The 26,055-nt window shown below is 61.5% G+C and carries 25 protein-coding genes and 1 tRNA gene; 16 read left to right on the top strand and 10 right to left on the bottom strand.

Annotated elements, in window-relative coordinates; genetic code table 11:
* Nucleotides 1-18: 18 nt before the first annotated feature.
* Nucleotides 19-1,941 carry a signal peptide peptidase SppA gene (sppA, locus tag RM533_RS05120; protein ID WP_311340112.1) on the top strand — a complete coding sequence of 641 codons (1,923 nt, stop codon included), beginning with the start codon at nt 19-21 and terminating at the stop codon, nt 1,939-1,941.
* Nucleotides 1,942-1,994: 53 nt separating this feature from the next.
* On the opposite strand, the gene RM533_RS05115 is transcribed toward sppA, so the two are convergent.
* A complete protein-coding gene (locus RM533_RS05115) occupies nt 1,995-2,189 on the bottom strand; it encodes a hypothetical protein (RefSeq protein ID WP_311340111.1) in 195 nt (64 codons plus the stop codon).
* 120 nt (nt 2,190-2,309) lie between these two features.
* Here RM533_RS05115 and RM533_RS05110 point away from each other — a divergent pair.
* From RM533_RS05110 to clpX, 4 genes are all read left to right on the top strand, one after another.
* A tRNA-Leu gene (locus tag RM533_RS05110) sits at nt 2,310-2,394 on the top strand.
* A gap of 67 nt (nt 2,395-2,461) precedes the next feature.
* Entirely contained in the window at nt 2,462-4,039 is a 1,578-nt protein-coding gene (gene tig / locus RM533_RS05105) for a trigger factor (RefSeq protein WP_311340110.1), read from the top strand.
* Between the two features lie 206 nt (nt 4,040-4,245).
* Complete coding sequence (clpP, locus tag RM533_RS05100; RefSeq protein ID WP_311340109.1) at nt 4,246-4,896, top strand: ATP-dependent Clp endopeptidase proteolytic subunit ClpP; 651 nt, start codon at nt 4,246-4,248, stop codon at nt 4,894-4,896.
* A gap of 194 nt (nt 4,897-5,090) precedes the next feature.
* Nucleotides 5,091-6,347, top strand: coding sequence for an ATP-dependent Clp protease ATP-binding subunit ClpX (clpX, locus tag RM533_RS05095; RefSeq protein WP_311340108.1), 1,257 nt, complete (start codon nt 5,091-5,093; stop codon nt 6,345-6,347).
* Nucleotides 6,348-6,681: 334 nt separating this feature from the next.
* Here the strand turns inward: clpX and RM533_RS05090 are convergent, their stop codons facing one another.
* From RM533_RS05090 to RM533_RS05080, 3 genes are all read right to left on the bottom strand, one after another.
* Nucleotides 6,682-7,251 (bottom strand): polysaccharide biosynthesis/export family protein, encoded by a 570-nt coding sequence (locus tag RM533_RS05090; RefSeq protein ID WP_311340107.1) that lies wholly within the window; start codon nt 7,249-7,251, stop codon nt 6,682-6,684.
* A 107-nt stretch (nt 7,252-7,358) separates the two neighbouring features.
* Nucleotides 7,359-9,365, bottom strand: a complete 2,007-nt coding sequence (parE, locus tag RM533_RS05085) for a DNA topoisomerase IV subunit B (RefSeq protein WP_311340179.1) — start codon at nt 9,363-9,365, stop codon at nt 7,359-7,361.
* Between the two features lie 80 nt (nt 9,366-9,445).
* Nucleotides 9,446-10,615 (bottom strand): penicillin-binding protein activator, encoded by a 1,170-nt coding sequence (locus tag RM533_RS05080; protein ID WP_311340106.1) that lies wholly within the window; start codon nt 10,613-10,615, stop codon nt 9,446-9,448.
* Between the two features lie 84 nt (nt 10,616-10,699).
* Between RM533_RS05080 and rsmI the strand changes: the two genes are divergently transcribed.
* From rsmI to RM533_RS05060, 4 genes are all read left to right on the top strand, one after another.
* Entirely contained in the window at nt 10,700-11,593 is an 894-nt protein-coding gene (gene rsmI / locus RM533_RS05075; RefSeq protein WP_311340105.1) for a 16S rRNA (cytidine(1402)-2'-O)-methyltransferase, read from the top strand.
* Complete coding sequence (locus RM533_RS05070; protein WP_311340104.1) at nt 11,590-11,940, top strand: YraN family protein; 351 nt, start codon at nt 11,590-11,592, stop codon at nt 11,938-11,940. Before rsmI ends, RM533_RS05070 begins: the two co-directional genes overlap by 4 nt.
* Nucleotides 11,941-12,004: 64 nt before the next feature.
* On the top strand, nt 12,005-12,964 hold the full coding sequence (gene gshB / locus RM533_RS05065) for a glutathione synthase (RefSeq protein WP_311340103.1): 960 nt from the start codon (nt 12,005-12,007) through the stop codon (nt 12,962-12,964).
* 46 nt (nt 12,965-13,010) lie between these two features.
* Nucleotides 13,011-13,622 carry a DedA family protein gene (locus tag RM533_RS05060; RefSeq protein WP_311340102.1) on the top strand — a complete coding sequence of 204 codons (612 nt, stop codon included), beginning with the start codon at nt 13,011-13,013 and terminating at the stop codon, nt 13,620-13,622.
* A gap of 10 nt (nt 13,623-13,632) precedes the next feature.
* Here the strand turns inward: RM533_RS05060 and RM533_RS05055 are convergent, their stop codons facing one another.
* The 4 genes from RM533_RS05055 to rph are packed head-to-tail and all read right to left on the bottom strand — an operon-like array spanning nt 13,633 to nt 17,060.
* Complete coding sequence (locus RM533_RS05055) at nt 13,633-14,538, bottom strand: tyrosine recombinase XerC (protein WP_311340101.1); 906 nt, start codon at nt 14,536-14,538, stop codon at nt 13,633-13,635.
* 7 nt (nt 14,539-14,545) lie between these two features.
* A complete protein-coding gene (gene hemW / locus RM533_RS05050; protein ID WP_311340100.1) occupies nt 14,546-15,697 on the bottom strand; it encodes a radical SAM family heme chaperone HemW in 1,152 nt (383 codons plus the stop codon).
* Between the two features lie 8 nt (nt 15,698-15,705).
* Nucleotides 15,706-16,344, bottom strand: a complete 639-nt coding sequence (gene rdgB / locus RM533_RS05045) for an RdgB/HAM1 family non-canonical purine NTP pyrophosphatase (RefSeq protein ID WP_311340099.1) — start codon at nt 16,342-16,344, stop codon at nt 15,706-15,708.
* Entirely contained in the window at nt 16,341-17,060 is a 720-nt protein-coding gene (gene rph, locus RM533_RS05040; RefSeq protein WP_311340098.1) for a ribonuclease PH, read from the bottom strand. The genes rdgB and rph overlap by 4 nt, the downstream gene beginning before the upstream one ends.
* Before the next feature lie 159 nt (nt 17,061-17,219).
* On the opposite strand from rph, the gene hrcA reads away from it, so the two are divergent.
* The 3 genes from hrcA (at nt 17,220) to RM533_RS05025 (ending at nt 19,306) form a co-directional block, all read left to right on the top strand.
* Nucleotides 17,220-18,284: a heat-inducible transcriptional repressor HrcA gene (hrcA, locus tag RM533_RS05035; protein ID WP_311340097.1), complete on the top strand. Its 1,065-nt coding sequence runs from the start codon at nt 17,220-17,222 to the stop codon at nt 18,282-18,284.
* Nucleotides 18,285-18,306: 22 nt separating this feature from the next.
* Entirely contained in the window at nt 18,307-18,906 is a 600-nt protein-coding gene (locus RM533_RS05030; protein ID WP_311340096.1) for a nucleotide exchange factor GrpE, read from the top strand.
* Nucleotides 18,907-19,012: 106 nt separating this feature from the next.
* On the top strand, nt 19,013-19,306 hold the full coding sequence (locus RM533_RS05025) for a YMGG-like glycine zipper-containing protein (RefSeq protein WP_311340095.1): 294 nt from the start codon (nt 19,013-19,015) through the stop codon (nt 19,304-19,306).
* A gap of 92 nt (nt 19,307-19,398) precedes the next feature.
* Here the strand turns inward: RM533_RS05025 and RM533_RS05020 are convergent, their stop codons facing one another.
* Nucleotides 19,399-19,878, bottom strand: a complete 480-nt coding sequence (locus RM533_RS05020) for a vgr related protein (RefSeq protein ID WP_311340094.1) — start codon at nt 19,876-19,878, stop codon at nt 19,399-19,401.
* 90 nt (nt 19,879-19,968) lie between these two features.
* Complete coding sequence (locus tag RM533_RS05015) at nt 19,969-20,526, bottom strand: copper chaperone PCu(A)C (protein ID WP_311340093.1); 558 nt, start codon at nt 20,524-20,526, stop codon at nt 19,969-19,971.
* A 175-nt stretch (nt 20,527-20,701) separates the two neighbouring features.
* Here RM533_RS05015 and dnaK point away from each other — a divergent pair, with 175 nt between their 5' ends.
* The 4 genes from dnaK (at nt 20,702) to RM533_RS04995 (ending at nt 26,006) form a co-directional block, all read left to right on the top strand.
* Entirely contained in the window at nt 20,702-22,618 is a 1,917-nt protein-coding gene (gene dnaK / locus RM533_RS05010; protein ID WP_311340092.1) for a molecular chaperone DnaK, read from the top strand.
* Nucleotides 22,619-22,813: 195 nt separating this feature from the next.
* Nucleotides 22,814-23,941: a molecular chaperone DnaJ gene (gene dnaJ / locus RM533_RS05005; RefSeq protein WP_311340091.1), complete on the top strand. Its 1,128-nt coding sequence runs from the start codon at nt 22,814-22,816 to the stop codon at nt 23,939-23,941.
* 143 nt (nt 23,942-24,084) lie between these two features.
* The gene (radA, locus tag RM533_RS05000; protein ID WP_311340090.1) at nt 24,085-25,461 is read left to right on the top strand and encodes a DNA repair protein RadA; all 1,377 of its coding nucleotides are present in this window, start codon (nt 24,085-24,087) and stop codon (nt 25,459-25,461) included.
* Between the two features lie 11 nt (nt 25,462-25,472).
* On the top strand, nt 25,473-26,006 hold the full coding sequence (locus RM533_RS04995; protein ID WP_311340089.1) for a CvpA family protein: 534 nt from the start codon (nt 25,473-25,475) through the stop codon (nt 26,004-26,006).
* Nucleotides 26,007-26,055: the final 49 nt, after the last annotated feature.

The raw sequence follows: 26,055 nt of genomic DNA, 5'->3' as shown, positions 1-26,055 counted from the left end.
CCCGCTCAAGGATACAACATGGCTTTTGCACGCAAGGTCTGGAAACTGCTGGTCGGGATCAAGGATGGTCTGGTCCTGCTGCTCCTGCTTCTGTTTTTCGGCCTGCTTTATGCTGCACTCAGCTATTCTCCCAAACCGGCGCTGGTGCGCGATGGTGCCCTGCTGGTCGCGCTTGACGGCGTGGTGGTGGAAGAGCCGCAGACCATCGACCCGCTGTCGTTGCTGCTGTCGTCGCGCGCAAATGTGCAGGAGCATCGGGCGCTTGACGTGGTGCGTGCCATAGAAGGGGCGGCCAGCGATGAGCGCATCAAGCTCGTCGTGCTCGACCTCGATTATTTTCTGGGCGGCGGAAGCGTGCATCTGTCCCGTATCGGCGAAGCAATGGACAAGGTGCGGGCTGCGGGCAAGCCGGTGCTGACTCATGCGATCTATTATGCCGATGATGCGTTCCAGCTTGCCGCGCATGCCGATGAAGTCTGGCTTGACCCCTTGGGCGGCGCGCTGGTCGCAGGCCCCGGTGGCACCAGCCTTTATTACGGAGACTTGCTTGAACGGTTGAAAGTGAATGTACACATCTATCGCGTGGGCACTTACAAAAGCGCAGTAGAGCCGTTCGAGCGCAATGATCAATCGCCTGCCGCCGAACAGGCCGCACGCGCCTTGTACGACAGTTTGTGGACCAACTGGCAGGACGAGGTGAAGCGTGCCCGTCCGCAAGCGCAGATCGACCTGGCGGCCAGCGAGCCTGCCCGCCTTATCGAGGCGGCAGGCGGCGATCCCGCGCGCGCCGCGCTCACGGCAGGGCTGGTCGACAAGCTCGGGACGCGCGAAGCTTTCGGTGCGCATGTAGCCGGCATTGCAGGACCCGATCCCGTCCTTACCGAAATGCCGGGTGCCTATGCCCACACAGCCTATGATGCCTGGCTGGCTGCAAACCCGCTGGAGAACGATGGCGCGGCGATCGGCGTGGTCACCATCGCCGGAGAGATCGTCGACGGCAAGGCAGGACCGGGCGCGGCGGGAGGAGAAAGCATTGCCGCGCTGCTGGACGAAGCGCTGGACGACGAGCTTGCCGCCCTGGTCGTGCGCGTCGATTCCCCGGGCGGTTCGGTACTGGCCTCGGAACAGATCCGTCAGGCTATCTTGCGGCACAAGGCCAAAGGCATTCCGATCGTTGTTTCCATGGCCAATGTCGCCGCGAGCGGCGGTTACTGGGTGGCAACCCCTGCCGAGGCGATCTTTGCCGAACCCTCGACGATCACGGGATCCATCGGGGTATTTGCCGTCGTTCCCACATTGGAGGACTCCTTGGGGGCGATCGGGATCAATGCCGATGGGGTGCAGACCACGGTGCTATCGGGACAGCCTGACATCCTTGGTGGCTTCACGCCGGAACTCGAGCGGGTGATGCAGGCGCAGATCGAAGGCGTCTACGGCCGGTTCCTGAGCCTGGTCGCGACATCGCGCGGCTTGCCCCTGCAACGGGTTGCTCCTGTCGCCGAAGGGCGGGTCTGGGCCGGCGGAACAGCAAGACAGCTCGGTCTTGTCGACCGATTTGGCGGGCTGGAAGAAGCGGTTGCCTATGCTGCCGGTCGCGCCGAGCTGAAGGAGGGGGCGTATCACACCCGGTTCCTGGCGCCGGAGCCCGATTTCCTGACCTCCCTGTTTGTCGACATGGCAGCGCCCGAAAAGCAATCCCGACGCGGCGGTGGCGCGGATCTGTTTGCGCATCTGGCCGCCGGTCGCAGCGCCATGGTGTCCCGGATCGCGGCAGACACAAACCGGCTGTTTGCTACTCCCGGGGTGCAGGCACGCTGCATGGAATGCCCCGTAGCGCTGCGCGCGCCAGAAATCGGGGGAGCGGCCCCGCAGATGTGGGGGGCAACCGTGCAAGGGTCTTACATGATGCAGATCGCCAGAATGCTGTTCGCCGCCGGCTGAGGCTCGATCGCCGCATGGATGTGAGCCGGTGACGCGAACAACACCGGCAAAGCTCAATCGGGCGGAGGCGGCGTTTCCATCGGGGTGCCGCCTGGCACCGTGGTATCGGGCGCGGGAGGATCGAATTCGCCAGGCTGCCGCATCGGTTCTTCGATCGGGGGAGGCGAAGCCGGGGTCTCCGGCGGCGCGCCGGGATCGATGCGGTCAGGTGGCGTGCTGTTCGCGTTTGCGGATGTTTGCTTAGTCATCATTTTGAAACGCACTGCTTGGGCGGTACGTTCCATGAGCCCTGCCATCAAGCTTGCGCTTCGGCAGGAGCTTGGATACACGCGCACTGCCGATTTCCTGCCGCAGGGATAAGGTATGTCGCGGGCGTGGCGGAACTGGTAGACGCGCCAGATTTAGGTTCTGGTATCGCAAGATGTGGGGGTTCGAGTCCCTTCGCCCGCACCAGCCTCAGGCGCTGGCATGCCATTGCTGATCCTTGCGGCTTTTACGATCCTGTTCGAAAGAGACATCCATGCAGATTGCCGAAACCAAGAACGAAGGCCTTGCCCGCGCTTACAACGTGACAATTCCCGCCAGCGAGATCGAATCGCGTGTCGCGGCCGAAGTAAAGCGCATCGCGCCGCAGGTGAAAATGCCTGGTTTCCGCCCCGGCAAGGTGCCGGCCAATCTGGTCAGGAAGATGCATGGCGAGGCGCTGCACGCCGACGCGCTGAACAACGTCGTGCGTGAAAGCGTCGACAAGGTTGTCGCAGAGCACAAGCTGCGCCCCGCGATGCAGCCGACGGTCGCGCTCGGCGACGGCTATGAACAGGGCAAGGATGCCGAGGTCGGGATCGAGCTTGAAGTGCTGCCCAAGGTCGAGGTGCCATCGCTCGACGGGCTGAAGCTGGAAAAGCTCGTGGTTCCTGTAGGGGATGCCCAGATGGACGAAGCGCTGGAGCGGATCGCCACTCAGCAGAAGAGCTTTGAGCCGGCAGCCGAAGCAAAGAAGGCCGAAGACGGCGATCAGCTGATCATCGACTTTGTGGGCAAGCTTGACGGTGAGCCGTTCGAAGGCGGCGCCGGCGAGGATCAGGCGCTTGAGCTGGGTGCAGGACGCTTCATTCCAGGCTTTGAAGAGCAGCTTCTGGACGTGGTGGCAGGTGAGGAAAAGACCATCACGGTCAAGTTCCCCGATGAATATCCGGCTGAAAATCTGAAGGGCCAGGAAGCGACCTTCGACGTGACCGTCAAGGAAGTGAAGGTGCCTTCGCAGACCAGGGTCGATGATGACTTTGCAAAGTCGCTGGGGCTGGAAGGGCTTGATAAGCTGAAGGAACTGCTGCGCGGGCAGTTGCAGCAGGAAACCGACGGCATGACCCGTACGCAGATGAAGCGCGCCTTGCTGGATCAGCTTGCAGCCGGACATGATTTTGAGGTTCCTCCGGCGATGGTGGAGGCAGAGTTCCAGCAGATCTGGAGTCAGCTGGAGCAGGAAGCCAATCGTGAGGAAGACCCGCAGGCTGCCCTCGATGAGCTGGCCGCAGAGCGTGAGGATTACCGTCGGATCGCGCAGCGACGCGTGCGTCTTGGTTTGCTGCTGTCGGAAATCGGCCAGGCAAATGGTGTTGAGGTCAGCGGACAGGAAATGTCCATGCTGATCCAGCAGGCGGCCCAGCAGTACCGCCCTGAAGATCGTGACCGCTTTGTGCAATATGTCCGGCAGGATCCGATGGCGGCAGCGCAGTTGCGAGCACCGCTCTACGAGGACAAGGTAGTCGATTTCCTGTTTGACAAGGCCGAAGTTACCGAACGGGAAGTCACGCGCGACGAACTGCAGGCAGCGATTGAGGCAGATGAAGCCGACGCCAGCAAGGATGCACCTGCCGGCGAGGAGCAGGCAGACGCATCAGACAGCGATGCCAAGGCAAAGAAGCCCGCGGCTGCCCAGAAAGGCGGCGCTAAAAAGTCAGCCGCCAAGCCTGCTGGCGAGGGCGACACGCCAGCCAGCAACGCCAAGCCCGAGAGCGATGACAAGGATGCCGAAGCCGCGCCGGTCAAGAAGAAGGCCGCGACCAAGAAGCCTGCTGCCAAGAAGACTGCCGAATAGGGTGATTGGCGGCAGGCCATAGCCGGATGGGCAGCGGTCTGGCCACGTGCCGGGTGCAGCCTGCCGGCTGTGCTGTGCCGGAAATTTTCCTTCTGACCGCAGCTTTGTTGCCGCTGCCAGTCGCAGTTTTACGAGCGTGTTAATGGTCTTGAAGATAGAGGCAATGATCGCGACATAGGCGGCACCAAGGATTACCAGAGGAATACATGGCAAACGGACAGGCAAGCATGCAGATCGATCCGCTGACAGGCGGGTTGGTTCCTGTAGTTGTGGAGCAGACGAGCAGGGGCGAGCGCAGCTTCGATATTTTTTCCCGGCTGCTGCGTGAACGGATCGTGTTTGTCACAGGGCAGGTCGAAGACGGCATGGCGTCGCTGATCGTGGCGCAGCTGTTGTTCCTCGAATCGGAAGATTCCTCCAAGGATATCTCCATGTACATCAACTCGCCCGGCGGGGTGGTTACTGCCGGGATGGCGATCCACGACACCATGCAATATGTGAAACCGCGCGTGAGCACGGTCTGCATTGGTCAGGCGGCATCAATGGGAAGCTTCCTGCTGGCGTCGGGTGAACCGGGAATGCGTATAGCGCTCCCCAACGCGCGCATCATGGTCCACCAGCCATCGGGTGGAGCGCGCGGCATGGCATCCGACATCGAGATCCAGGCGCGTGAGATCCTGCGGATCAGGCGGCGGATGAATGACCTCTATGCGCAGTACACCGGTCAGCCGCTGGACGAGATCGAGAGAAGGATGGATCGCGACACCTTTCTCGAGGCCGATGAAGCGAAGGAATTCGGCATCGTCGATCAGGTGTTTGTATCCCGCGCCGATGCCGAGAATGCGACGCCGAGTTAAACGCAAAGACGTACGTTTATGCTGTGGTGCTGCATCGAGCAATGTTTCAACAGGGCACGCGCTTGGCGTTGAGGGACGCGCATGGTTGATTATCATGTTCGAGCGGGTAAGTTTCCCCGATCCTGTTCGGATTCGGCATGTTCCGATCCGGATGGAACAGGCCCCGCTCCAGGGCGGCTGAATCAGGAAAGATTATGACCAAAGTGAGCGGATCCGACACCAAGAGCACGCTTTACTGCAGTTTTTGCGGTAAATCGCAGCATGAGGTGCGCAAGCTGATCGCAGGACCTACGGTGTTCATCTGCGATGAATGCGTGGAATTGTGCAACGACATCATCCGCGAGGAAACCAAAGCGGGTATGGTGGGCAAGAAGGACGGCGGCGTTCCGACGCCTGTTGAAATCTTCACCACGCTCAACGATTATGTGATTGGCCAGGACCGCGCCAAGCGGGTTCTCGCGGTTGCGGTACACAACCATTACAAGCGGCTGAAATACTCCGGCAAGACCGACGATGTGGAACTTGCCAAGTCGAACATCCTGCTGGTGGGTCCGACAGGGTCGGGCAAGACCTTGCTGGCGCAGACGCTCGCCCGCACTTTTGACGTGCCGTTCACGATGGCGGATGCGACAACTCTGACCGAGGCAGGTTATGTTGGCGAGGATGTGGAGAACATCATCCTCAAGCTGTTGCAGGCCAGTGACTACAATGTGGAAAAGGCCCAGCACGGCATTGTCTACATCGATGAAATCGACAAGATCACCCGCAAGGCCGAAAATCCTTCGATCACACGCGATGTGTCGGGCGAGGGCGTGCAGCAGGCACTGCTCAAGCTGATGGAGGGCACCACCGCTTCGGTCCCGCCACAAGGCGGCCGCAAGCACCCGCAGCAGGAGTTCCTGCAGGTGGACACCACCAACATTCTGTTCATCTGCGGCGGAGCCTTTGCAGGGCTTGAGAAGCTGATCTCTGATCGCATGGCCAAGCGTTCAATCGGGTTCGGCGCGCATGTCGCCAATCCGGAAAAAAAGCAGGTCGGCGAGTTGCTGAGCAAGGCGGAGCCTGAAGATCTGCTGAAGTTCGGATTGATCCCCGAATTCGTTGGCCGACTGCCAGTAATCGCAACGCTTGAAGATCTTGACGAAACTGCGCTGGTGCGCATCTTGCAAGAGCCGAAGAACGCTTTGGTAAAGCAGTACCAGAAGCTGTTCGAACTCGAGGAAGTGGAGCTTGCCTTTACTGACGATGCTCTTGTCGCCATCGCCAACAAGGGCATCAAGCGCAAGACAGGAGCCCGCGGGCTGCGTTCGATCGTTGAGGCTATTCTCCTCGACACGATGTTCGACTTGCCAACGCTTGAGGGTGTGAGCAAGGTGGTGGTCGACAAGGACGTGGTCGAAGGGCTCAAGGAGCCGATCAAGGTTCATAAAGGCAAGGAAGCCGCCGCCTGACATCTGACAAAGCCCGGTGCAGGCCAATTGGGTTTCGCGCCGGGCTTTTCAATGTGACTGGCAGGCGTGCATCCCGTGTTTGTTACATGAATAACATGAGCAGGTTTGCGCTTCTTTCTTTGGTCGGAAGACTGGCAAAGGCTTCGACAACCCCGCATCAGCTTAGTCTTCCCTAAGGTCAACTCACCTTTTACATCCGGCCCCTGTCTTCGACTGACAGCACGCTGGTGTCGCATCTTCCACGCTGCCGGAAGGGAAGCTGTCGCAGAGTACCAGGCCCATTCTGCACCGCGCGGCCAGTGCCTGCATTTCGCGCAGGCACATGCACAAACGATCAGAAGTAGCGTTCGCCGACCCGAATTGTATCGCCCGGCGCAACATATACCGGCCGACCCGAGTTAAGCTTGTAGGTGCGCTCTTCATCGGTGCCGGCTCTTCTGATGAACACCCGGTCCTTTTCAGCTCGGTACGTAAAGCCTTTTGCCAGCGCGACCGCCTGCATCACGGTCAAATTGCTGCTGTAAGGATATTCTCCGGAATTGTTCACCTCGCCAAGAATGAAGAACGGCCGGAAATTCAGAATTTCGACGTTTACACGCGGGTCGTTGAGATAACCCTGACTGAGCCCCGCTGTGATGTCGTTCTGCAGTTGCGCGCTGGTCTTGCCCACCGCAGGCAAATCGCCGATCAGCGGAAAGGACACTGCACCTGCAGCCGTGACGAGATATTCCTTGCTCAATGCGTCTTCGCCAAACACCGTGATGTTCAGCCGGTCGCCTGAGGCCAGCCGATATTCGGGTGCGTCATAACCATCTTCTGCCAGCGGAGGAATGTTGCCGCTGCATGCTGCGGCCAGCATGGCGAGTCCCATGACCATCATGCGTGTAAAACTGGTAATGCGCATAGCTAACGTGCCCTTGCTACGGGTAAAATGCCACGGGTAAACTTTGTCGGCAACTATACCGATGCACTGGTTCAAGGCAATGCGGTGCTGCAACTTGTGCCGCCCTGCTACGCATCGATCATGTCGCGGTCGATCTCGCCAGCGCGGTTCTGAATGAAGTTGAAGCGGTGTTCGGGGTTGCGGCCCATCAGCTGATCGACCAGCTCCTTGACCGCGGCGCGCTGCTCATATTCAGGTGGCAAGGTAATGCGAATGAGGCTGCGGCTGGCAGGGCTCATCGTGGTTTCGCGCAATTGCTGCGGGTTCATCTCGCCAAGCCCCTTGAACCTGCCGACATCGACTTTCTTGCCTTTGAAGACACTGCGCTCGAGCTCTGCCCGATGGGCATCATCACGAGCATAGCGGCTCTCCTTACCCGCAGTGAGCCGGTAAAGCGGCGGCTGCGCCAGGAACAAATGCCCGCCGCGCACGATTTCGGGCATCTCCTGAAAGAAAAACGTCATCAGCAAGGTCGCGATATGCGCGCCATCCACGTCGGCGTCGGTCATGATGATGATGCGGTCGTAACGCAGATTGTCAGGGTTGCAGTCCTGCCGGCTGCCGCACCCCATCGCCAGCAGCAGGTCAGCAATTTCCTGATTGCCGCGGATCTTGTCGGCACTGGCGCTGGCCACGTTCAGGATCTTGCCGCGGATCGGCAGGATCGCCTGCGTCTTGCGGTCGCGCGCCTGCTTGGCACTGCCGCCGGCCGAATCGCCTTCGACGATGAACAGTTCGGTATCGCCGCTGCCTTCGCCCGAACAGTCGGTGAGCTTGCCAGGCAGGCGCAGCTTGCGTGCGTTGGTTGCGCTCTTGCGCTTTATTTCCCGCTCCTGCTTGCGGCGCAGCCGTTCGTCCATGCGTTCGAGCACATAGCCGAGCAGGGCCTTGCCGCGTTCCATGTTGTCGGTTAGGAAATGGTCGAAATGGTCGCGCACGGCATTTTCCACCAGCCGGGCCGCGTCGGCGGAGGTGAGCCGGTCCTTCGTCTGCGACTGGAACTGCGGATCGCGGATGAACAGCGACAGCATGATTTCGCTGCCGTTGGTGACATCGTCAGGCGTCATGTCCCGCGCCTTCTTCGCACCTGTCAGCTCGGCAAAGGCACGCAGCGATTTGGTCAGCGCAGCCCGCAATCCCTGTTCATGGGTGCCACCATCGGGCGTCGGAATGGTGTTGCAGTACCAGCTGTAAGCGCCTTCGCCATAAAGCGGCCATGCAATCGCCCATTCGACGCGGCCCTGCTGCACGCCATCCGTTGCGGGAAAGTCCTGCGACCCCGCGAAGAACTCGGCCGTGACGCATTCGCGAGTGCCGATCTGTTCCTTCAGATGGTCGGCAAGCCCGCCTGGAAACTGGAACACAGCTTCTTGCGGGATATCGTCCCCTGCCAGCGCGGGTGAGCATTTCCAGCGGATTTCCACCCCGGCAAACAGATACGCCTTCGAACGGGCAAGGCGGAACAATCGCGACGCCTTGAACTTCTGCTTGCCGAATATGTCCGGATCGGGCGTGAACGCCACCGTCGTTCCGCGCCGGTTGGGCGCAGCGCCGACGCGCTCCAGCGGACCGGTCGGCAGCCCGCGCGAAAATTCCTGTGCGAACAACTCGCGGTTGCGGGCAACCTCCACCCTCGTGTTGACCGACAGTGCATTGACGACCGAGACGCCGACCCCGTGCAGGCCGCCGCTGGTCGCATAGGCCTTGCCTGAAAACTTGCCGCCCGAATGCAGCGTGGTGAGGATCACCTCGAGCGCCGACTGGCCGGGATAGCGGGGATGCTCGTCAACCGGAATGCCGCGCCCGTTGTCGCTGACGGTCAGGCGCCCGATGCCGCCATCGCCTTCCTCCAGCGTGACTTCGATGCGGGTGGCATGGCCCGCCACCGCTTCGTCCATGGCGTTGTCGATGACCTCGGCGGCGAGGTGGTGCAGCGCGCGTTCGTCGGTGCCGCCGATGTACATGCCCGGGCGGCGGCGAACAGGTTCAAGCCCTTCCAGTACCTCGATCGCGGAGCCGTCATAGTCGTCCTCGGAAGGAGGAAGGGGGTTCTTGAACAGATCGTCATTGGCCATCGGGTAGAGGTAAGCGCCTTTATGCGGCGCAATCAAGCGTGATCAGGCGAAAGCCCGCAAGCCCATTGCAGCCGATGTGATCAGAACCGTTCAGGTGCCGGGGACACGATCTGTATGCCGGTCGCAGTCACCTCGCGCACTTCGAACATGCGTTCGACCTGCCCCTGCCGATTGAAACGGAATGCGCCGTCAAGGCCCACAAACCCGTTTTCATCATGCAGTTCGGCGATTGGAAATGCCTCGCCGAATTCCCAGTCACGCGCAAGATTGATGGCCAGAAGGACGGCATCGTAACCCAAGGTCGCAATGCGAAACGGCGCATTGCCGAAGCGCGTGCGATAGCTTTGCGAAAACTGGCGGTAACGCTGGTCGGAAAGGGCGGAAAACCATGCGCCACGCAACGCGGCGCTCCGGACGACATCGGCTTCCCCGCTCCACAGTTCGGTGCCGAGGATGCGCACGTCTTTCTGCTGTGCCTTGAGCAGGGGGGCCGCGCGCACGGCCATGCGCGTGGCGTCGGCCACCAATACGGCACCGGTAGTTCCATCCGCGCTCACTCTGGCTGCTGCCGCCGCGATCGAGGCATCGCTGCGATCGTAAGTCTCGATCGTTGTGACCCGCACGTCGAGATCGCGCGATGTATCAAGCAAGGCCGATGCCGCACGCTTGCCGTACTCTCCTTGCGGCATCAATCCGGCAACGCTGGTCACGCCCTTCGATGCAGCATAGCCCAGCGTGCGGGCAATCGACTGCTTCGGCACCTGACCCATGATGTAGACGCCATCTCCGGCAGCTTGCGTATCATTGGAAAAGCTCACGAGCGGAACCCGCGCCGGTCGTGCAATCCCCACCACATCATCGACATCGTCTGACAGCAACGGCCCCAGGATCAGCCGGTTGCCATCGGCAATTGCCCGGCTGGCGGCAGCCGCAGGGCTGTCGGCAGTATCATAGGTCGTGATGCGGATGTTCGACGTGTTGGTATCGAGCAGGGCCATCGTGGTGGCATTGGCAAGCGACTGACCAACCGCGCCATTGCTGCCCGAAAGCGGCACCAGCAACGCGATGCGATGCCTGTCCTCGTCGGCATCCGGCAGTCGTTCTGCAGAAGGCCCGACGTCAACAGGAGGCGGCGCCACGGGCGGTGCAGGCTTGCTCTGCGGGATCACGCCTGCGCAGCCTGCAAGGAGCAGCGCGCCCATGGCGACGAACGCGTGGCGCAGCCCGTTAACCGTTTTGCAGGCGATCATCGATCGGTGCTTGTGGCAATCTGGCAGAACAGGCTGTGCGATCATCTCTTGCAACTCCCCGATGTTCACGTGCATCACGCCGGAATGCCGGATCCAGCGACCCAATACCCCGCGCCCGATGAACAAGCATCCAGCACCCCTTTGCCGGATACAAGTCTTGAGCCGGGTCTGTATATCGTGGCGACACCGATTGGCAATCTTGGTGATATCACGCAGCGTGCCGCAGATGCGTTGGCGAGATGCGATGTGATCGCATGCGAGGATACGCGCGTCACCGGCAGGCTGCTTCATCATATGGGTCTGCACAAGCGCATGATCCGCTACGACGATCATGCCGATGATGTCTCGCGTGATCGTCTGCTCGGCCTCATGGCTACCCAGGCGGTTGCGCTGGTGTCGGATGCCGGCACACCGCTGGTCTCGGACCCCGGATACCGGCTGGTGCGTGCCGCGCATCAGCAGGGCATTGCACTCACCGCTCTGCCGGGACCAAGCGCTGCGATAATGGCGCTGACGTTATCGGGATTGCCTACCGATCGGTTCCTGTTTGCAGGGTTCATGCCGGTAAAAGACAAGGCCCGCAGCGATATTATGACCGAACTGGCAGGGCTGCGGGCAACGCTGATATTTTACGAAACGGCACCGCGGCTGGTGTCCTCGCTGCTGGCGCTGGCAGGCGCATGGCCCGCGCGCGATGTCGCTGTGGCGCGCGAACTCACCAAGAAATTCGAGGAATGCCGCGTTGGCACCGCGCAGGCGCTTGCAGAACACTACACCGCGCACCCACCCAGAGGAGAAATCGTCCTGCTGGTCGGCCCGCCCGCCGCTCCATCCACAGCTGATCTCGACATTGATGCCATGTTGCGTGAGCAGCTTTTGGACAAGAAGGCCAGTCAGGCAGCGGCGTATCTGGCGCGGCTGCACGGGCTTGATCGCAAGACCCTTTACGAACGCGCGCTGAAGATGAAGGAAGCGTGAGGCGCCAGCGTTCCGAGCGCGAGGGACGCCATGGCGAGGACGCGGCTGCGCGGCATCTCGAGGCTGACGGCTGGCAGATCCTTGCCCGGCGGGTTCGCAACAAGGCTGGCGAGATCGACATCGTGGCACGGCGTGCAGGCATGGTGGCCTTCGTGGAAGTAAAGTGGAGAGCAGCTGTTGCCGACCTTGATCTTGCGATCGATTCACGACGGCTGGGGCGCGTTGCCGCCGCGGCGGAAGCGGAAATGCACCGGTTCATGAATGCAGGCGATGATTGCCGCATCGATGTGATCCTGCTTGCACCCGGACAGCGGCCGCGCCATCTGGAAAACGTAGGCCAGTTCTAAGGCCACACCGGGTCGAGAACCGATCCCATCCTGGAACCGCCCATTGCCGTAAAGGTCCTGCACAGTGCCCCAACCTCTCAAGATCGCGTTTCAGATGGACCCGATGCCCACGATCAACATTGCAGGCGACTCGTCCTTTGCACTGATGCTTTCTGCGCAGGCACGCGGATATGAGCTGCTTCACTACGATGTCGCTACGCTGAGCTGGCACAATGGCCGCGTCACGGCTTATGCAGCGCCTGTGGAAGTGCGGGCAGAGCCAGACGATCACTACAGCTTGGGTGAGTATCGCAGCGTTGATCTTGGCAGCGATATCGATGTCGTGATGATGCGGCAGGATCCGCCGTTCGACATCGGCTATCTGACCGGCACCTGGCTGCTCGAGCGGATCTGTGCAGAAACTCTCGTTATCAATGATCCTGTCGCAGTGCGCAATGCACCCGAAAAGATCTATGTTCTCGATTTTGCGCAGTTCATGCCGCCCACGCTGGTGACGCGCCGCATAGAGGAAGTGCGCAGCTTTGCAGCGCAACATGGCGCTATTGTCCTCAAACCCCTGCACGGTAACGGCGGCAAGGCGGTCTTTCGTATCGGGGAGGATGGCGCCAATCTGTCGGCACTTGTAGAGTTGTTCAATCAGACCTGGCCGGAACCGCATATGGTGCAGCCCTTCCTCGATGATGTAGCACAAGGCGACAAGCGTATCGTTCTGGTGGACGGGGAGGTCGCAGGCGCCATCAACCGCAAGCCGGGCGCGGGAGAGTTTCGGTCGAACCTTGCGCAGGGCGGCTATGCAGAGGCGGCCACATTAAGCGCGCAGGAGCAGGAGATTTGCGCCGTGATGGGTCCGCAACTCAGGGAACGCGGTCTGTTGTTTGTCGGTATCGATGTGATCGGCGGCAAATGGCTCACTGAAATCAACGTCACCTCGCCAACCGGCATCGTGGCCATCGACAAGTTCAACGGTACGGATACCAGCGGCATGATCTGGGACGCGGTCGAGCGGCGTCTGCAAGCACGATGATGGCGCAACTGGCAACAGCTGTCTGGCCTGTGACGCTGGACCGGCAATGACGGGCTGGATCATCGACCTTATCGAAGGCGGTGGCTATTTCGGTATCGCGCTGTTGATGGCGCTGGAAAACATCTTTCCGCCTCTGCCCAGCGAAATCATCATGGCGGTAGGCGGGCTCGCTGTTGCCGAGGGGCGCATGGCATTCTGGCCGCTGCTGTTCTGGAGCACGATCGGGACGACGCTGGGCAATTATGCTTGGTATCTGCTCGGTAACCGGCTTGGCTATGAAAGAATGAAACCCTTTGTCGACCGGCATGGCCGCTGGCTGACCGTCGACTGGCGGCAGGTTGAAAACACCAGCCGGTTCTTTCGCAAATGGGGGCAGTGGGTCGTCTTCTTCCTGCGGTTTTCACCTCTCATGCGCACCATGGTTTCGTTGCCCGCTGGCCTTGCGCACATGAATGTGTGGAAGTTTCTCATCTACACCTTTGCCGGATCGGCAATCTGGAATGGAGCGCTGATCGCGGGCGCAGGACTTCTGGCTGGCTGGTTCAGGCAATTCGAGGACTATCTGAGCGGTACTGTCATCGTTCTGGTGGTGCTGATGGTCGGGTTCTACGTCTATCGGGTGCTGACTTGGAAGCCGCGCATTTTCGACGAGGAATGACGCGTCGGTCTCAGTGGTCTCGTTCACGCGGATGCGCATCGCGATACACGTCGAGCAGCGTTGCACCATCGACCTTGGTATAGACTTGCGTCGATGACAGGCTGGCATGACCAAGCAATTCCTGCAGGCTGCGCAGATCGGCGCCCGCGGCAAGCAGATGGGTGGCAAAGCTGTGCCGCAATGCGTGCGGGGTGGCAGATGGCGACAGGCCCAGCACCGTGCGTGCCCGCGCCACTGCCTTTTGCACGATACCCTGCGCCAGGCGGCCGCCCTTCGCGCCCCTGAACAGCGGGTCGGCCGCTCCCTTGGGCCAGGGGCTCAGTTCAAGATAGGCATCGATGGCGAGTACAACTGCGGGAAGCAGCGGCACGATGCGCTGTTTTGCGCCCTTGCCGGTAATCAGCAATGTCTCGCGCAGCGGCAGGACGCTGCAATCAAGCGAAAGCGCTTCTGCGATCCGCAAGCCCGCGCCATAAAGCAGCAGCAGCACTGCCCGGTCGCGCGCGCCAGTCCATTCCGCCGTGCCATCGCGGGTTACCATCTCGGCAAGGTTCACTGCCTCATCCGGCGTAATCGCACGCGGGATGCCTTTCTTGACGCGTGGTCCTCGCAGGCGCGGTGCGGCCGTGCCGGCAAGCCCCGCCTGTTGCCGGGCAAACCCGATGAATGCCTTGAGCGCCGACAATTCGCGAGCTGCCGACGCGTTGGAAAGCCCGTCGGCACGGCGCAGTGCCATGAAACCGCGCAGCAATTGTGCATCGCACGCGGCAAGCTCTGTCCACCCGGTCCCGGCGGGCAGATGATCAAGCAGGCGTCTTGCCGCGGCCTGGTAGGCGCGGACCGTATGGGGCGAGTGGCGCAGATCGTGCAACTGATGATCATGCCAGCGCGCCAGAAGGTCGTGTAGAAGCGTCACCTCGCGTTCATGCCGCCAGCAGGTCGGCCTGAACAATGTCGGCTAGCACTCCATCGAGCAGGAGCATGCCAGTCTGCGTCACCTGCACAAGATCGCCCTCATGCCGCACGAAACCCAGGTCGCAATGCAGTTGCAGCTTGCGCAAGTCGACAAGCGCGTGCGCGGGCAGGCAGAAGCGGCGCGACAGGGCCGCAAGATCGATGCCTTCTGTCAGCCGCAAGCCCATCATCAACGCTTCGGCCGCCTGTTCGCGCAACCCCAATGCAGCTGTTTCGCAGATACCGTGGTTCTGGCGCAGTACGGATGTGAGGAAGTTCTCCGGTTTGCGGTGCCGGCGTGTGGCTGTGCCGCCGCGGCGACCATGGGCGCCGGGACCTACGCCTGCGTAGTCGCCATACCGCCAGTAGGTAAGGTTATGGCGGCTTTGCGCGCCTGGTCTGGCGTGATTGCTGACTTCGTAGGCGGCAAGCCCTGCTGCCTGCGTTTCCTCCCGGGTGAGAGTAAACAGCTGCGCACAAAGATCGTCCGACGGCATCTGGAACCGGCCGCGTCGCACATCCGTGGCAAAGCGTGTGCCGGGCTCGATGGTCAACTGATAAAGCGACAGATGGTCAGTGCCCAGCGACAGCGCCGCCCGCAATTGCGCCTGCCATTGCGGCGCCGTCTGCCCGGGCAGGGCGTAGATGAGGTCGAAGCTGACTTGCCGGAAACTGGCCTGTGCGATCTGCAAGGCAGTCAATGCCTCATCAGCATCGTGGAGCCGGCCAAGGAAGTTTAACGCCGCATCGTCGAGGCTTTGCACGCCTAGCGACACGCGGTTCACGCCGGCGCGGCCAAGATCCTCAAAACGCGCCGCCTCGACCGAGGAAGGGTTTGCCTCCAGCGTGATCTCCACCTCTTGCGACATCGTCCAGAGCTGCGCTGCGGTGTCAATCAGCCGGGCGACGAGTGCCGGCGGCATCAGCGACGGGGTGCCGCCGCCAAAGAAGATAGAGGTGACCTCGCGCGGACCGGTCTGCTGCGCCTCGTGCCGCATGTCGGCGATCAGCGCCTCTGCCCACCGCGCTTCGTCCACATCGTTGCGGACATGGCTGTTGAAGTCGCAATAGGGACACTTCTTCAGGCAGAACGGCCAGTGGATGTAAAGGGCAAGGCTCATCGGGCAGTTCAGGCGCCGAACTGTTCTGCACAAAGCTTTGCAAACGCGTCGGCCCGGTGGCTGATCGCGTGCTTGGCCGCAGGATCGATCTGCGCAAAGGTCTGCGTGCTTCCTGTTGGCACGAACACCGGGTCGTAGCCAAAGCCCAGCGTGCCGTGCGGGGGCCATGTAAGCGCGCCATCAACGCGCCCTTCGTAAACCACCTGGCGGCCATCTGGCCAGGCGATGGCAAGCACGCAGGAGAAGAACGCATCGCGCGAGACGTCGGGGCCCTGTTCCGCCAGCATCCCTTCGACCTTGCCCATGGCCATGTACCAGTCGCGCCCTGCCTTGCCTTCGAACCATTGTCGTTCGGCCCAGTCGGCCGTGTAGACCCCGGGCCGCCCATCGAGCGCTGCAACGCTCAGGCCGCTGTCATCGGCCAGCGCCGGCATTTGTGCAGCGCCGGCAGCGGCATGTGCCTTGATCAGCGCGTTTTGGATGAAAGTGGTGCCGGTTTCAGCCGGCTCCGGCAGGCCGAGCGCGCCCGCCGACAGGCACTCCATGCCGAACGGGGCGAGCAGGGCGGTGATCTCCTTCAGCTTGCCGGCATTGTGCGTCGCGATGACGAGCTTGCCCGCCGACAGGCGTGGCGTGTCGCTGGTCATCGCGATGCGACCGCACGGTCTTGTGCTGCAAAGATCTGCGCGCAGCCGGTACGCGCCAAACGCAACAGCCGCAGCAACGCCTCCTCGTCATAGGTCGCGCCTTCTGCTGTTGCCTGCACCTCGGCGATATGGCCGCCTTCGATGAGCACGAAATTGGCGTCCGCGTCGGCGTTGGCATCCTCTGCATAGTCGAGATCGAGCACCGGGAGCTCGTCGCAGATCCCGCAGCTTACTGCCGCCACCTTGCGGGTGAGCGGATCCTGCTTGATCGCGCCTGATGCCATGAGCCCGCCGATAGCCAAGCGTAGCGCGACCCAGGCGCCGGAGATTGCCGCCGTGCGCGTGCCGCCGTCGGCCTGGATGACATCGCAATCGAGCGTGATCTGCCGTTCGCCCAACAGCTTGAGATCGGTTACAGAGCGCAGGGAGCGGCCGATCAGGCGCTGGATTTCCTGCGTGCGGCCCGACTGCTTGCCCTTGGCCGCTTCCCTGCCGCCGCGGGTGTGAGTCGCGCGGGGCAGCATGGAATATTCGGCCGTGACCCAGCCTTCGCCCTTGCCCCGCATCCATGGCGGCAGGCGTTCCTCGACACTGGCGGTGCAAAGAACGCGCGTATCGCCAAAACTGATGAGGCAGGAGCCTTCCGCGTGGCGGGTGAAGCCTGTCTCGATGGCGATGGCGCGCATTTCGTCGGGTGCGCGGCCGGATGGGCGCATGGTCACTGTCTCCTCGATCTTTTCTGCGCCCGCACATAAGACAATGCGCCTGAATTGGCCAGCAGCGCGCGCGCGAAAGAACGCGCGAAAGCACAAGCCGCGCAAGGCAGGCTGCCTCCCCTTGAGCATGGGGTATGTTACGCCTAGTTTACGGCTGTGATGACAGCCTCTTTTCCGGAACTTAATCTTCGCGCGCGTGAAATCTTCCGCCTGACCGTGGAAGCTTACATCCAAACCGGCGCGCCGGTTGGTTCAAAGGTGCTTGCAGGATCAAAGGGGCTCAATTTGTCGTCCGCTTCGGTCCGTGCGGTGCTTGCCGATCTTGAACGGGCAGGGCTGCTGTCGGCGCCGCATACCAGCGCCGGACGCATGCCGACGCAGCACGGGCTGCGCCTGTTCGTGGACGGGATCATGCAGGTGTCAGAGCCGACCGCTGCCGAACGTCTGGCAATTCAGCAGCAGCTTGCCAATCCTGGCCCGCTCGAGGATGCCCTGTCCCGTGCCAGCGAACTGCTTGCCAGTCTTTCGGCGCATGCCGGCGTCGTCATGATGCCGGCGCGCGAACCTGAATTGCAGCAGATAAAGCTGGTGCCGCTTGGTGACCGGCGCGCGCTTGTCATCATGGTCGGACAGGATGGAATGGTCGAGAACCGCTTCATCGAGATTGCCGACGGCACCAGCGCCGCCACGCTGGAGCAGGTGTCGAACTATGTCACGGCGCGGCTGGCCGGGCGCACCCTTGCCCAGGCAGCGGCAGCAATGCGGCGCGAGCTTGCCGATGGACGTGATGCGCTCGATGCTGCTGCACACACGCTGGCAGAGCAGGGGATTGCCACCTTGAGCCAGGATGCCGCGCGGCGTCCGATCCTGATCGTGCGCGGGCAGGCGAGGCTGCTTGACGATGCCGCACTGGAAGATCTGGAGCGTGTCCGGTCGCTCATCGACGATATAGAAAGATCCGAACAGGTGGCGCGATTGCTGGACAACGCCCGGCAGGCGCAGGCAGCGCAGATTTTCATCGGAGCGGAAAACAAGCTGTTCTCGCTATCGGGATCGTCGGTGATCGCATCGCCCTACCGCGACCGCGAGGGGCGGGTGATCGGCGTGGTCGGTGTCATCGGGCCGACACGGTTGAATTACGCGCGCCTTGTCCCCATGGTGGACTTTACGGCACAATCACTGGGCCAGAGCCTTGACCGCAGTGCCGGCCGGGTCAGCGATTAGACAGTAATCTGGAAAGAACCTCATGAGTGATGAGCATAGCCGCGACACCGCGGTCGAGAATGAACTTAAGGGTGTGCCCGATGACATGATCGAGCCGCAATACAAGGACGGATCGAGCGATCTGCCCGATGAAGGGATTGATATCGGGGATGATGCCGACAGGCTTGGCGAAGTCGAGGCCGAACTGGCGGAAGCCAAGCAGCAGGTGCTCTATGCCCGTGCCGAGACGCAGAACGTGCGCCGCCGGATGGAGCGCGACATCGCCGATGTGCGCAGCTATGCCGCAACCGGGTTTGCCCGCGATATTCTGTCGGTGTCCGACAATCTGCACCGCGGGCTCGAAGCCATTCCCAAGGAACTGCGCAGCGATGATCGGCTGAAGGGTCTTGTCGCCGGGATCGAAGCGACCGCGCGCGAACTCGAGAAGGTATTTACCCAGCATGGCATCACTAGGATTGCCGCTGTCGGTCTGCCGCTTGATCCCAACCAGCACCAGGCCATGATCGAGGTTCCCACCGATGAAGCAGAGCCGGGCACCGTGGTGCAGGAGATGCAGTCGGGTTACATGATCCGCGATCGCCTCTTGCGGCCTGCCATGGTGGGCGTTGCAAAAAAACCCTGATGCTGTTTGCGGTGCTATCGTTTGCCGGAGCCATCGGGGTTGCCGGAACCATCGGGTAGTCTGTCGGTATATGACGATCGACAGGGATTTAATGAGGAGAAATTCCATGAAGACGAAGCTGATGGTCTTGCCGATGATGGGCGCTGCTGCCCTGGCGTTGGGCGGTTGTGCGGAAAACTACTCGGCCGAAGGCGCCGGTGTAGGTGCAGCGCTTGGCGCAGGGGTCGCCGCAATCACCGGAGAGGATCTTGTCACCTATGCAGCCGCTGGTGCGGCAGCGGGCGCAATTGCCGGCTACTTCAAGGACAAGAACGACGAATGCGACGGATATTACGACCGCGACGGTCGTTACCTCGATGATGATTGTCGTGACGATGATCGATACCGCCGTTATTTCTGATCATTGATCATTGACTGCTGAAAAGGGCATCACCTGATGGCGATGCCTTTTTCGTATGCGCATGCCGCGCGATGCCGAGAATTACCACAGCATCAGAATGGCAGTATGCTCTCCAGCTGCGCAAGCGGTGGCGCGCCGGGCAGTGCATGGCCGCTGCGCAGCAGGAAAACGTGCCGGACGATCTCTGCCTGTTGCTCGATGCCATATTGCGGCAGTCTGAAGCCGGGTTTTATCGTGTAATCATAGCGGCAGAACGGGTGCCGCATCAGCGGGAGCCAGTAGCGGCCACGCTGCTGCGACTGCCATACATGCGTCATTTCATGGATGAACAAGCCCTGCAGCCACAGTGAGGCAAAGCCGAAATCGTCGCAATAAAGTTGCGACTGCGGCGCAAAATGGATGTGGCCGGTCGGCGCCATTACGGTGTTGGTCGGCTGCAGCGGGAACCATCGCCGGCGCTTCACCAGCACAGGCGCGGTGTCCAGGGCAGGGCCAAACACTGCTGCGACAAGCGCTTTCTCACGGTCGGTCAGCCCTCGCGAGCGTCCCGCCGGACAGGCATGCGAGGCCACTCGTGTCAGCGCGCAATCCCGCCAATGGTGTGCTGTTCGTCCATACCCGACACGATTATCTTCACCTTGCCCATCACCCTATCTTGCCCGTCAACTCGTCTTGCCCATCATTCCCTCGGTGTATTCAGGGTCGCCGGGCTTTATTATAGGGGCTGCCACCGACGCCTTGTCGCCATTATCGAAGCTGATCGTCAGGTCTGCGGTGGTACGCGCCTGCATCGCAGGATCAAGGTCGAACAGCATGACGTGGTAGCCGCCAGGCTGGAACGCGAGCGATTGTCCCGGCTGAACCGATACCGACGTGACAGGCCGCATGGAACTGACGCCGTTTGCCTGGGTCGTCTGGTGCAGCTCGGTGCGTCCCGCGTTTGCTACGGCAACGGCAACGATGTTGCGAGGCATGTCGCCTTGGTTGGCAACACTGAAATAGGCAACCGCCGGCCGCCCGGTGGCAGCAGGCATGCGCACGAAAGCCTGTGTCACGAGCACGCCTTCCGGCACATCGGGCTCAGTGATTTCAGGGATCATGTTGTCTACATCCGGCGCCTCTGTTGCATCGCCGCAACCGGCAAGGATGAGCGCCAATACTGCGGGAAGCAGCGCGCGCGACCACATTGGCCGGCGGATCGATGATGAGGAAGTGCGCATCGGCAGGGATCTCCTTGGCTGGAACAGGTATGCTGCCCGTAGGCTTTTCAGAACCCTTGTTCCATTAAAATCCGGCCCTATATCGCCCTTCAACAGAGCCGCGTGGCGGGCTTGCCCTGTTGTGGGAGCCTCAAAGGCGCGGTGTCCAATTTCAATAGGTGGGAACACTTCGACTATGGCAAAAGTTATCGGTATCGATCTTGGCACGACCAACAGCTGCGTTGCAGTGATGGATGGCGACAAGCCAAAGGTTATCGAAAATTCCGAAGGCGCGCGCACCACGCCTTCGATCGTCGCATTCACCAAGGATGGCGAGCGCCTCGTTGGTCAGCCGGCCAAGCGACAGGCGGTGACGAATGGCGACAACACCATCTTTGCAGTCAAGCGCCTGATCGGCCGGCGCTTCGATGATCCGGTAACCAAGAAGGACACCGAACTGGTTCCTTATTCCATCGTCAAAGGCAAGAACGGCGATGCCTGGGTGCAGGCGGGCAGCAAGGATTACAGCCCGTCCGAGATCAGCGCGTTCATCCTCCAGAAGATGAAGGAAACCGCCGAAAGCTATCTTGGTGAGACGGTCACACAAGCCGTCATCACCGTGCCTGCCTATTTCAATGACGCACAGCGCCAGGCAACCAAGGACGCGGGACAGATCGCCGGACTGGAAGTGCTGCGTATCATCAACGAGCCGACGGCGGCCGCGCTTGCCTACGGGCTTGAGAAGGCAGACGGCAAGACGATCGCGGTTTATGACCTTGGCGGCGGTACTTTCGACGTGTCGATCCTCGAGATCGGCGACGGCGTGTTCGAGGTGAAGTCCACCAATGGCGACACGTTCCTGGGCGGTGAGGATTTCGACAATGTCGTTGTCGAGTTCCTGGCCGATGCGTTCAAGAAGGACGAAGGCATTGACCTGCGCAACGACAAGCTGGCGTTGCAGCGGCTGAAGGAAGCTGCCGAAAAGGCGAAGATCGAGCTTTCCTCGGCGCAGAGCACCGAAGTGAACCTGCCGTTCATCACCGCGGACCAGAACGGCCCCAAGCACCTGGTCAAGACGATCACGCGTGCGGATCTTGAAAAGATGGTCGACAGCCTCATCGCCCGCACGAAGGAGCCGATGAAGAAGGCACTTGCCGATGCCGGCCTGACTGCCAAGGAGATCGACGAAGTCGTCATGGTCGGCGGCATGACGCGCATGCCCAAGGTGCGCGATGCGGTGAAGGATTTCTTCGGCAAGGAACCGCACACCGGCGTCAACCCCGACGAGGTGGTCGCAATGGGCGCCGCGATCCAGGCCGGCGTGTTGCAGGGCGATGTCAAGGATGTCCTGCTGCTCGACGTGACGCCGCTTTCGCTCGGCATCGAGACGCTTGGCGGCATCATGACCAAGATGATCGATCGCAACACCACGATCCCGACCAAGAAGAGCCAGGTCTATTCGACTGCCGACGACAATCAGCAGGCAGTGACGATCCGGGTGTTCCAGGGCGAGCGCGAGATGGCCAGCGACAACAAGATGCTGGGCCAGTTCGATCTGGTCGGCATCCCGCCGGCGCCACGCGGCGTGCCGCAGGTCGAGGTGACGTTCGACATCGACGCCAATGGCATTGTTAATGTGTCGGCCAAGGACAAGGGCACCGGCAAGGAGCAGCAGATCCGCATTCAGGCATCGGGCGGATTGTCCGACAATGACATCGAGCAGATGGTGCAGGATGCGGAAAAGTTCGCCGAGGAGGACAAGCAGCGTCGTGCCCGTGCCGAGGCGCGCAATCAGGCGGACAGCCTGGTGCACTCGACCGAGCAGCAGCTGCAGGAAAACGGTGACAAGATCGGCGCTTCGCTGAAGTCGGAGATCGAGGCAGCCGTTGCCGAAGCCAAGACCGCGCTGGAAGGCGAGGATGTGGATGCAATCAACGCCAAGAGCGAGGCGCTTGCTCAAAAAGCCATGCAGATGGGTCAGGCGATCTACGAAAAGCAGCAGGCCGACGGTGCTGCAGCCGCCGAAGGAGCGCCAGAAGGTGCTGCTGCGGACAATGAAGAGGTCGTCGACGCAGAGTTCTCGGAAGTGGATGATAGCGAGAACAAGGCATAGGACCACATGGTGCGTGAGGGGCACCATTCCGCCGACGCGGGATGGTCGCGCTGGCACGGCCTGATATGAAAGGTGGCCGGCGGTTCCGATGAACTGCCGGCCGCTTCATTGATAACACCGGAGCCGGCCGTGCAGGCAGGCGCTCCGAGAGCATGCGGGCACGGTTGCCGCGGGTAACCGGATGGAGAGCAGACCATGGAAACCGAAATCGACTTTTACGAGCTTCTCGAAGTCGATCGCACTGCGGACGACAAGACGATCAAATCTTCCTACCGCCGGCTGGCGATGAAGTTCCACCCCGATCGCAATCCCGGCGATGCGGAAAGCGAGGCGCGCTTCAAGGCCGTGAGCCGCGCGTATGATTGTCTGAAGGATCCGCAAAAGCGGGCGGCGTATGACCGCTATGGCCATGCAGCCTTCGCGCAGGCGGGTCATGGTAATGCGCAGGCCGGGTTTTCCGACATCGGTGACATTTTCGAAACGATCTTCGGACAGGGGTTCGGCGGCGGACGCGGCGCAGGCGGCGCACGGCCGCGCCGCGGTGCAGACCTGCGCTACGACATGGAAGTCACGCTTGAAGATGCCTTTCATGGGCGGGACGCTGATATCACTATCGAGGTGTCGAGGAACTGCGACCCTTGTGACGGGACAGGAGCGCAGCCGGGCACAGGCAAGCGGCGCTGCACCATGTGCGAAGGCTATGGCAAGGTGCGCGCGCAGCAAGGCTTTTTCATGGTGGAACGTGCCTGCCCGACCTGCGATGGCAGGGGCGAAATCGTGGAAAGCCCGTGTCAGCATTGCCGCGGCGAGGGACGGGTGGACAAGCCGCAGACGCTTGACGTCAAGGTTCCGCCGGGCGTGGACACCGGCACGCGCATTCGGCTTGCTGGCAAAGGTGAGGCTGGCCCCAATGGCTCCCCGCCGGGTGATCTTTACATCTTCATCCACATCGCGCCCCATGCCGTGTTCGAGCGGCAAGGCACTACCCTGCTGACGCGGGTTCCGATTACTTTCACGCAAGCCGCGCTGGGTGGTTCAGTCAGACTGCCGGGCCTCGATGATGAGGGGATTGCCATCACCATTCCAGCCGGCGTTCAGTCAGGTGAGCAATTGCGCAAGCGCGGTGAAGGCATGCCGGTGCTGCAGGGGCGTGGCCGTGGCGATCTCGTGGTTGAACTGACCGTGGAAACACCGCGCAAGCTGTCCTCCCGGCAGAAGGAACTGCTGCGGGAGTTTCAGGAGACCGAAACCGGTGCGGAGTGCCCGGACGCACGTGGCTTTTTCGAACGCATTCGCGACACGCTGGGTGCAAAGGCGAAGTAAGGCTCGATCTGGCCATCTCCGCGAGGCGGAGAACATTTAGCGGTTAATGGCACAGGCGACGGCTGGGTAAAACGGTGTGCCGAGCCATGTTGCTGCATGGCCGTGCACTTGTGTTCGCGTCCTGTTCCATTTACGTAGCGCGCATGGCAAAGATAAAGCGTAAATACGTGTGTCAGGCGTGCGGCAGCGCGTCACCACGATGGCAGGGGCAGTGTGCCGATTGCGCGGAATGGAACACCCTGACTGAAGAAGTACCGCAGACGGTATTCTCTGCCCGGCATGACCTGTCCGGCGGAGGCCAGAAGATAAACTTTGTTGCGCTCAATGCACCTGTTCCGCTGCCGGTGCGGCGCAAGACAGGTCTGGCTGAATTCGACCGGGCGCTGGGCGGCGGGCTGGTTCCGGGCAGCGCGATCCTGATGGGCGGCGATCCCGGCATCGGCAAATCCACGCTGCTGCTGCAGGCCGCTGCAAGCATCGCGCGGTCAGGCGCCGCTGCTGTCTATATCAGCGGCGAGGAAGCGGCGGGGCAGGTCCGCCTGCGTGCCGAACGGCTCGGTCTTGCCGATGCGCCGATCAGCCTTGCTGCAACAACTTCGGTGCGTAATATCCTTACCACGCTCGGCAGTATGGAACCGCCCGCCGTGCTGGTCATCGATTCCATCCAGACCATGCATTCCGACCAGATCGAAGGTGCCCCCGGCACGGTCAGTCAGGTGCGCGGCTGCGCCATGGAACTGATCCGCTACGCCAAAGAGAACGACGTGGCGATGGTGCTGGTCGGTCATGTCACCAAGGATGGCAGCATTGCCGGGCCTCGTGTGCTTGAACACATGGTCGATGTGGTGATGAGCTTCGAAGGCGAGCGTTCGCATCAATATCGCGTCCTGCGTGGGCTGAAGAACCGGTTCGGTGCCATTGACGAGATCGGTGTGTTCGCCATGGAGGGGCACGGCCTTGCCGAGGTGCCGAACCCGTCAATGCTGTTCCTGTCGGGGCGGGATGAACCTGTGGCCGGCAGCGCGGTTTTCCCCGCGCTGGAGGGGACGCGCCCCGTGTTGGTGGAGTTGCAGGCATTGATCGTGCGGCTGGCCAGCGGAGCCACGCCACGTCGCGCAGTGGTTGGATGGGACTCCGGCCGGCTGGCCATGCTGCTGGCGGTGCTGGAGTCGCGCTGCGGGCTGAATTTCTCGTCAGCCGAAGTGTATCTCAACGTGGCGGGCGGCTATCGGCTGACGGATCCTGCTGCAGATCTGGCAGTCGCAGCAGCGCTCGTCTCTGCGCTTGCTGATCGTGCGCTGCCGATGCAGTCTGTCTGGTTCGGAGAAGTGTCGCTGGCCGGAGAGATCCGGCCAGTGGCACATGCTTCGCTGCGTCTGCGCGAAGCAGCCAAACTTGGCTTCAAGGTAGCCAGTGGCCCTGCAGAAGGCGCAGCGCAGGATGGCAAGATCCCCGGCATCCGTTTCAATCCGCTGCGCCAACTGCCAAATCTCGTTGACCGGATCATGGGCAACCAATAGCGGATGTGGCCATGACGGGGTTCGATCTGGCAGTTCTGATCGTGGTAGGGTTTAGCGCTATCGGCGGCATCATGCGCGGTTTCGTGCACGAGGTGCTCACCCTTTGCGCATGGGTCGCAGTGGTGCTGGCCATCTACTATCTGCATACGCCGCTCACCGCAGCCTTGCTGGAGCAGATGGACAGCCAGACAAGCGCGGCAGTGCTGGCTTTCGCGCTGCTGACCATCATTCCTTATGGCGTGACCACGCTGTTCGCGCGCTGGGCCGGATCGCGCAGCCGGGCGTCAGTGCTGGGCCCTGTCGACCGGCTGCTCGGTCTGGGTTTCGGCATAATCAAGGGGTTGATAATCGTAACTCTTGGATTTTCGCTCATCGTGCTTGTCTACGACACCATCTGGGGTGTCGAAGGGCGGCCTGACTGGATGACGCAAGCTCGCAGCTATGCCTTTGTCAATGCCGGCGGCAAGGCGCTGGTCGACGCGATCGGAAATGGTCGTGCCGTGCTGCTCGATGCGCCCGCACAGGACAGGAGCACAGAACTATGAATGCCCACCGGCTTTACACACCTGAGGTTCTGGCAGCCACGGTCCGACT

This window comes from Croceicoccus esteveae (genome assembly GCF_031846435.1).
GTDB lineage: Bacteria > Pseudomonadota > Alphaproteobacteria > Sphingomonadales > Sphingomonadaceae > Croceicoccus > Croceicoccus esteveae.
Note: the sequence above shows the minus strand (reverse complement) of the source record. Positions and strands in the feature narration are given on the sequence as shown.

Coding starts and splice junctions, on each gene's coding strand:
- clpX (WP_311340108.1), top strand. CDS start 5,091: ATGACCAAAGTGAGCGGATCCGACACCAAGAGCACGCTTTACTGCAGT.
- dnaK (WP_311340092.1), top strand. CDS start 20,702: ATGGCAAAAGTTATCGGTATCGATCTTGGCACGACCAACAGCTGCGTT.
- rph (WP_311340098.1), bottom strand. CDS start 17,060: ATGCGCCCATCCGGCCGCGCACCCGACGAAATGCGCGCCATCGCCATC.
- RM533_RS05015 (WP_311340093.1), bottom strand. CDS start 20,526: ATGCGCACTTCCTCATCATCGATCCGCCGGCCAATGTGGTCGCGCGCG.
- radA (WP_311340090.1), top strand. CDS start 24,085: ATGGCAAAGATAAAGCGTAAATACGTGTGTCAGGCGTGCGGCAGCGCG.
- hemW (WP_311340100.1), bottom strand. CDS start 15,697: ATGAGCCTTGCCCTTTACATCCACTGGCCGTTCTGCCTGAAGAAGTGT.
- RM533_RS05060 (WP_311340102.1), top strand. CDS start 13,011: ATGACGGGCTGGATCATCGACCTTATCGAAGGCGGTGGCTATTTCGGT.
- RM533_RS05030 (WP_311340096.1), top strand. CDS start 18,307: ATGAGTGATGAGCATAGCCGCGACACCGCGGTCGAGAATGAACTTAAG.
- RM533_RS05025 (WP_311340095.1), top strand. CDS start 19,013: ATGAAGACGAAGCTGATGGTCTTGCCGATGATGGGCGCTGCTGCCCTG.
- sppA (WP_311340112.1), top strand. CDS start 19: ATGGCTTTTGCACGCAAGGTCTGGAAACTGCTGGTCGGGATCAAGGAT.
- dnaJ (WP_311340091.1), top strand. CDS start 22,814: ATGGAAACCGAAATCGACTTTTACGAGCTTCTCGAAGTCGATCGCACT.
- rdgB (WP_311340099.1), bottom strand. CDS start 16,344: ATGACCAGCGACACGCCACGCCTGTCGGCGGGCAAGCTCGTCATCGCG.
- clpP (WP_311340109.1), top strand. CDS start 4,246: ATGGCAAACGGACAGGCAAGCATGCAGATCGATCCGCTGACAGGCGGG.
- RM533_RS05080 (WP_311340106.1), bottom strand. CDS start 10,615: ATGATCGCCTGCAAAACGGTTAACGGGCTGCGCCACGCGTTCGTCGCC.
- tig (WP_311340110.1), top strand. CDS start 2,462: ATGCAGATTGCCGAAACCAAGAACGAAGGCCTTGCCCGCGCTTACAAC.
- RM533_RS04995 (WP_311340089.1), top strand. CDS start 25,473: ATGACGGGGTTCGATCTGGCAGTTCTGATCGTGGTAGGGTTTAGCGCT.
- parE (WP_311340179.1), bottom strand. CDS start 9,365: ATGGCCAATGACGATCTGTTCAAGAACCCCCTTCCTCCTTCCGAGGAC.
- RM533_RS05115 (WP_311340111.1), bottom strand. CDS start 2,189: ATGACTAAGCAAACATCCGCAAACGCGAACAGCACGCCACCTGACCGC.
- rsmI (WP_311340105.1), top strand. CDS start 10,700: ATGCCGGATCCAGCGACCCAATACCCCGCGCCCGATGAACAAGCATCC.
- RM533_RS05090 (WP_311340107.1), bottom strand. CDS start 7,251: ATGCGCATTACCAGTTTTACACGCATGATGGTCATGGGACTCGCCATG.
- hrcA (WP_311340097.1), top strand. CDS start 17,220: ATGACAGCCTCTTTTCCGGAACTTAATCTTCGCGCGCGTGAAATCTTC.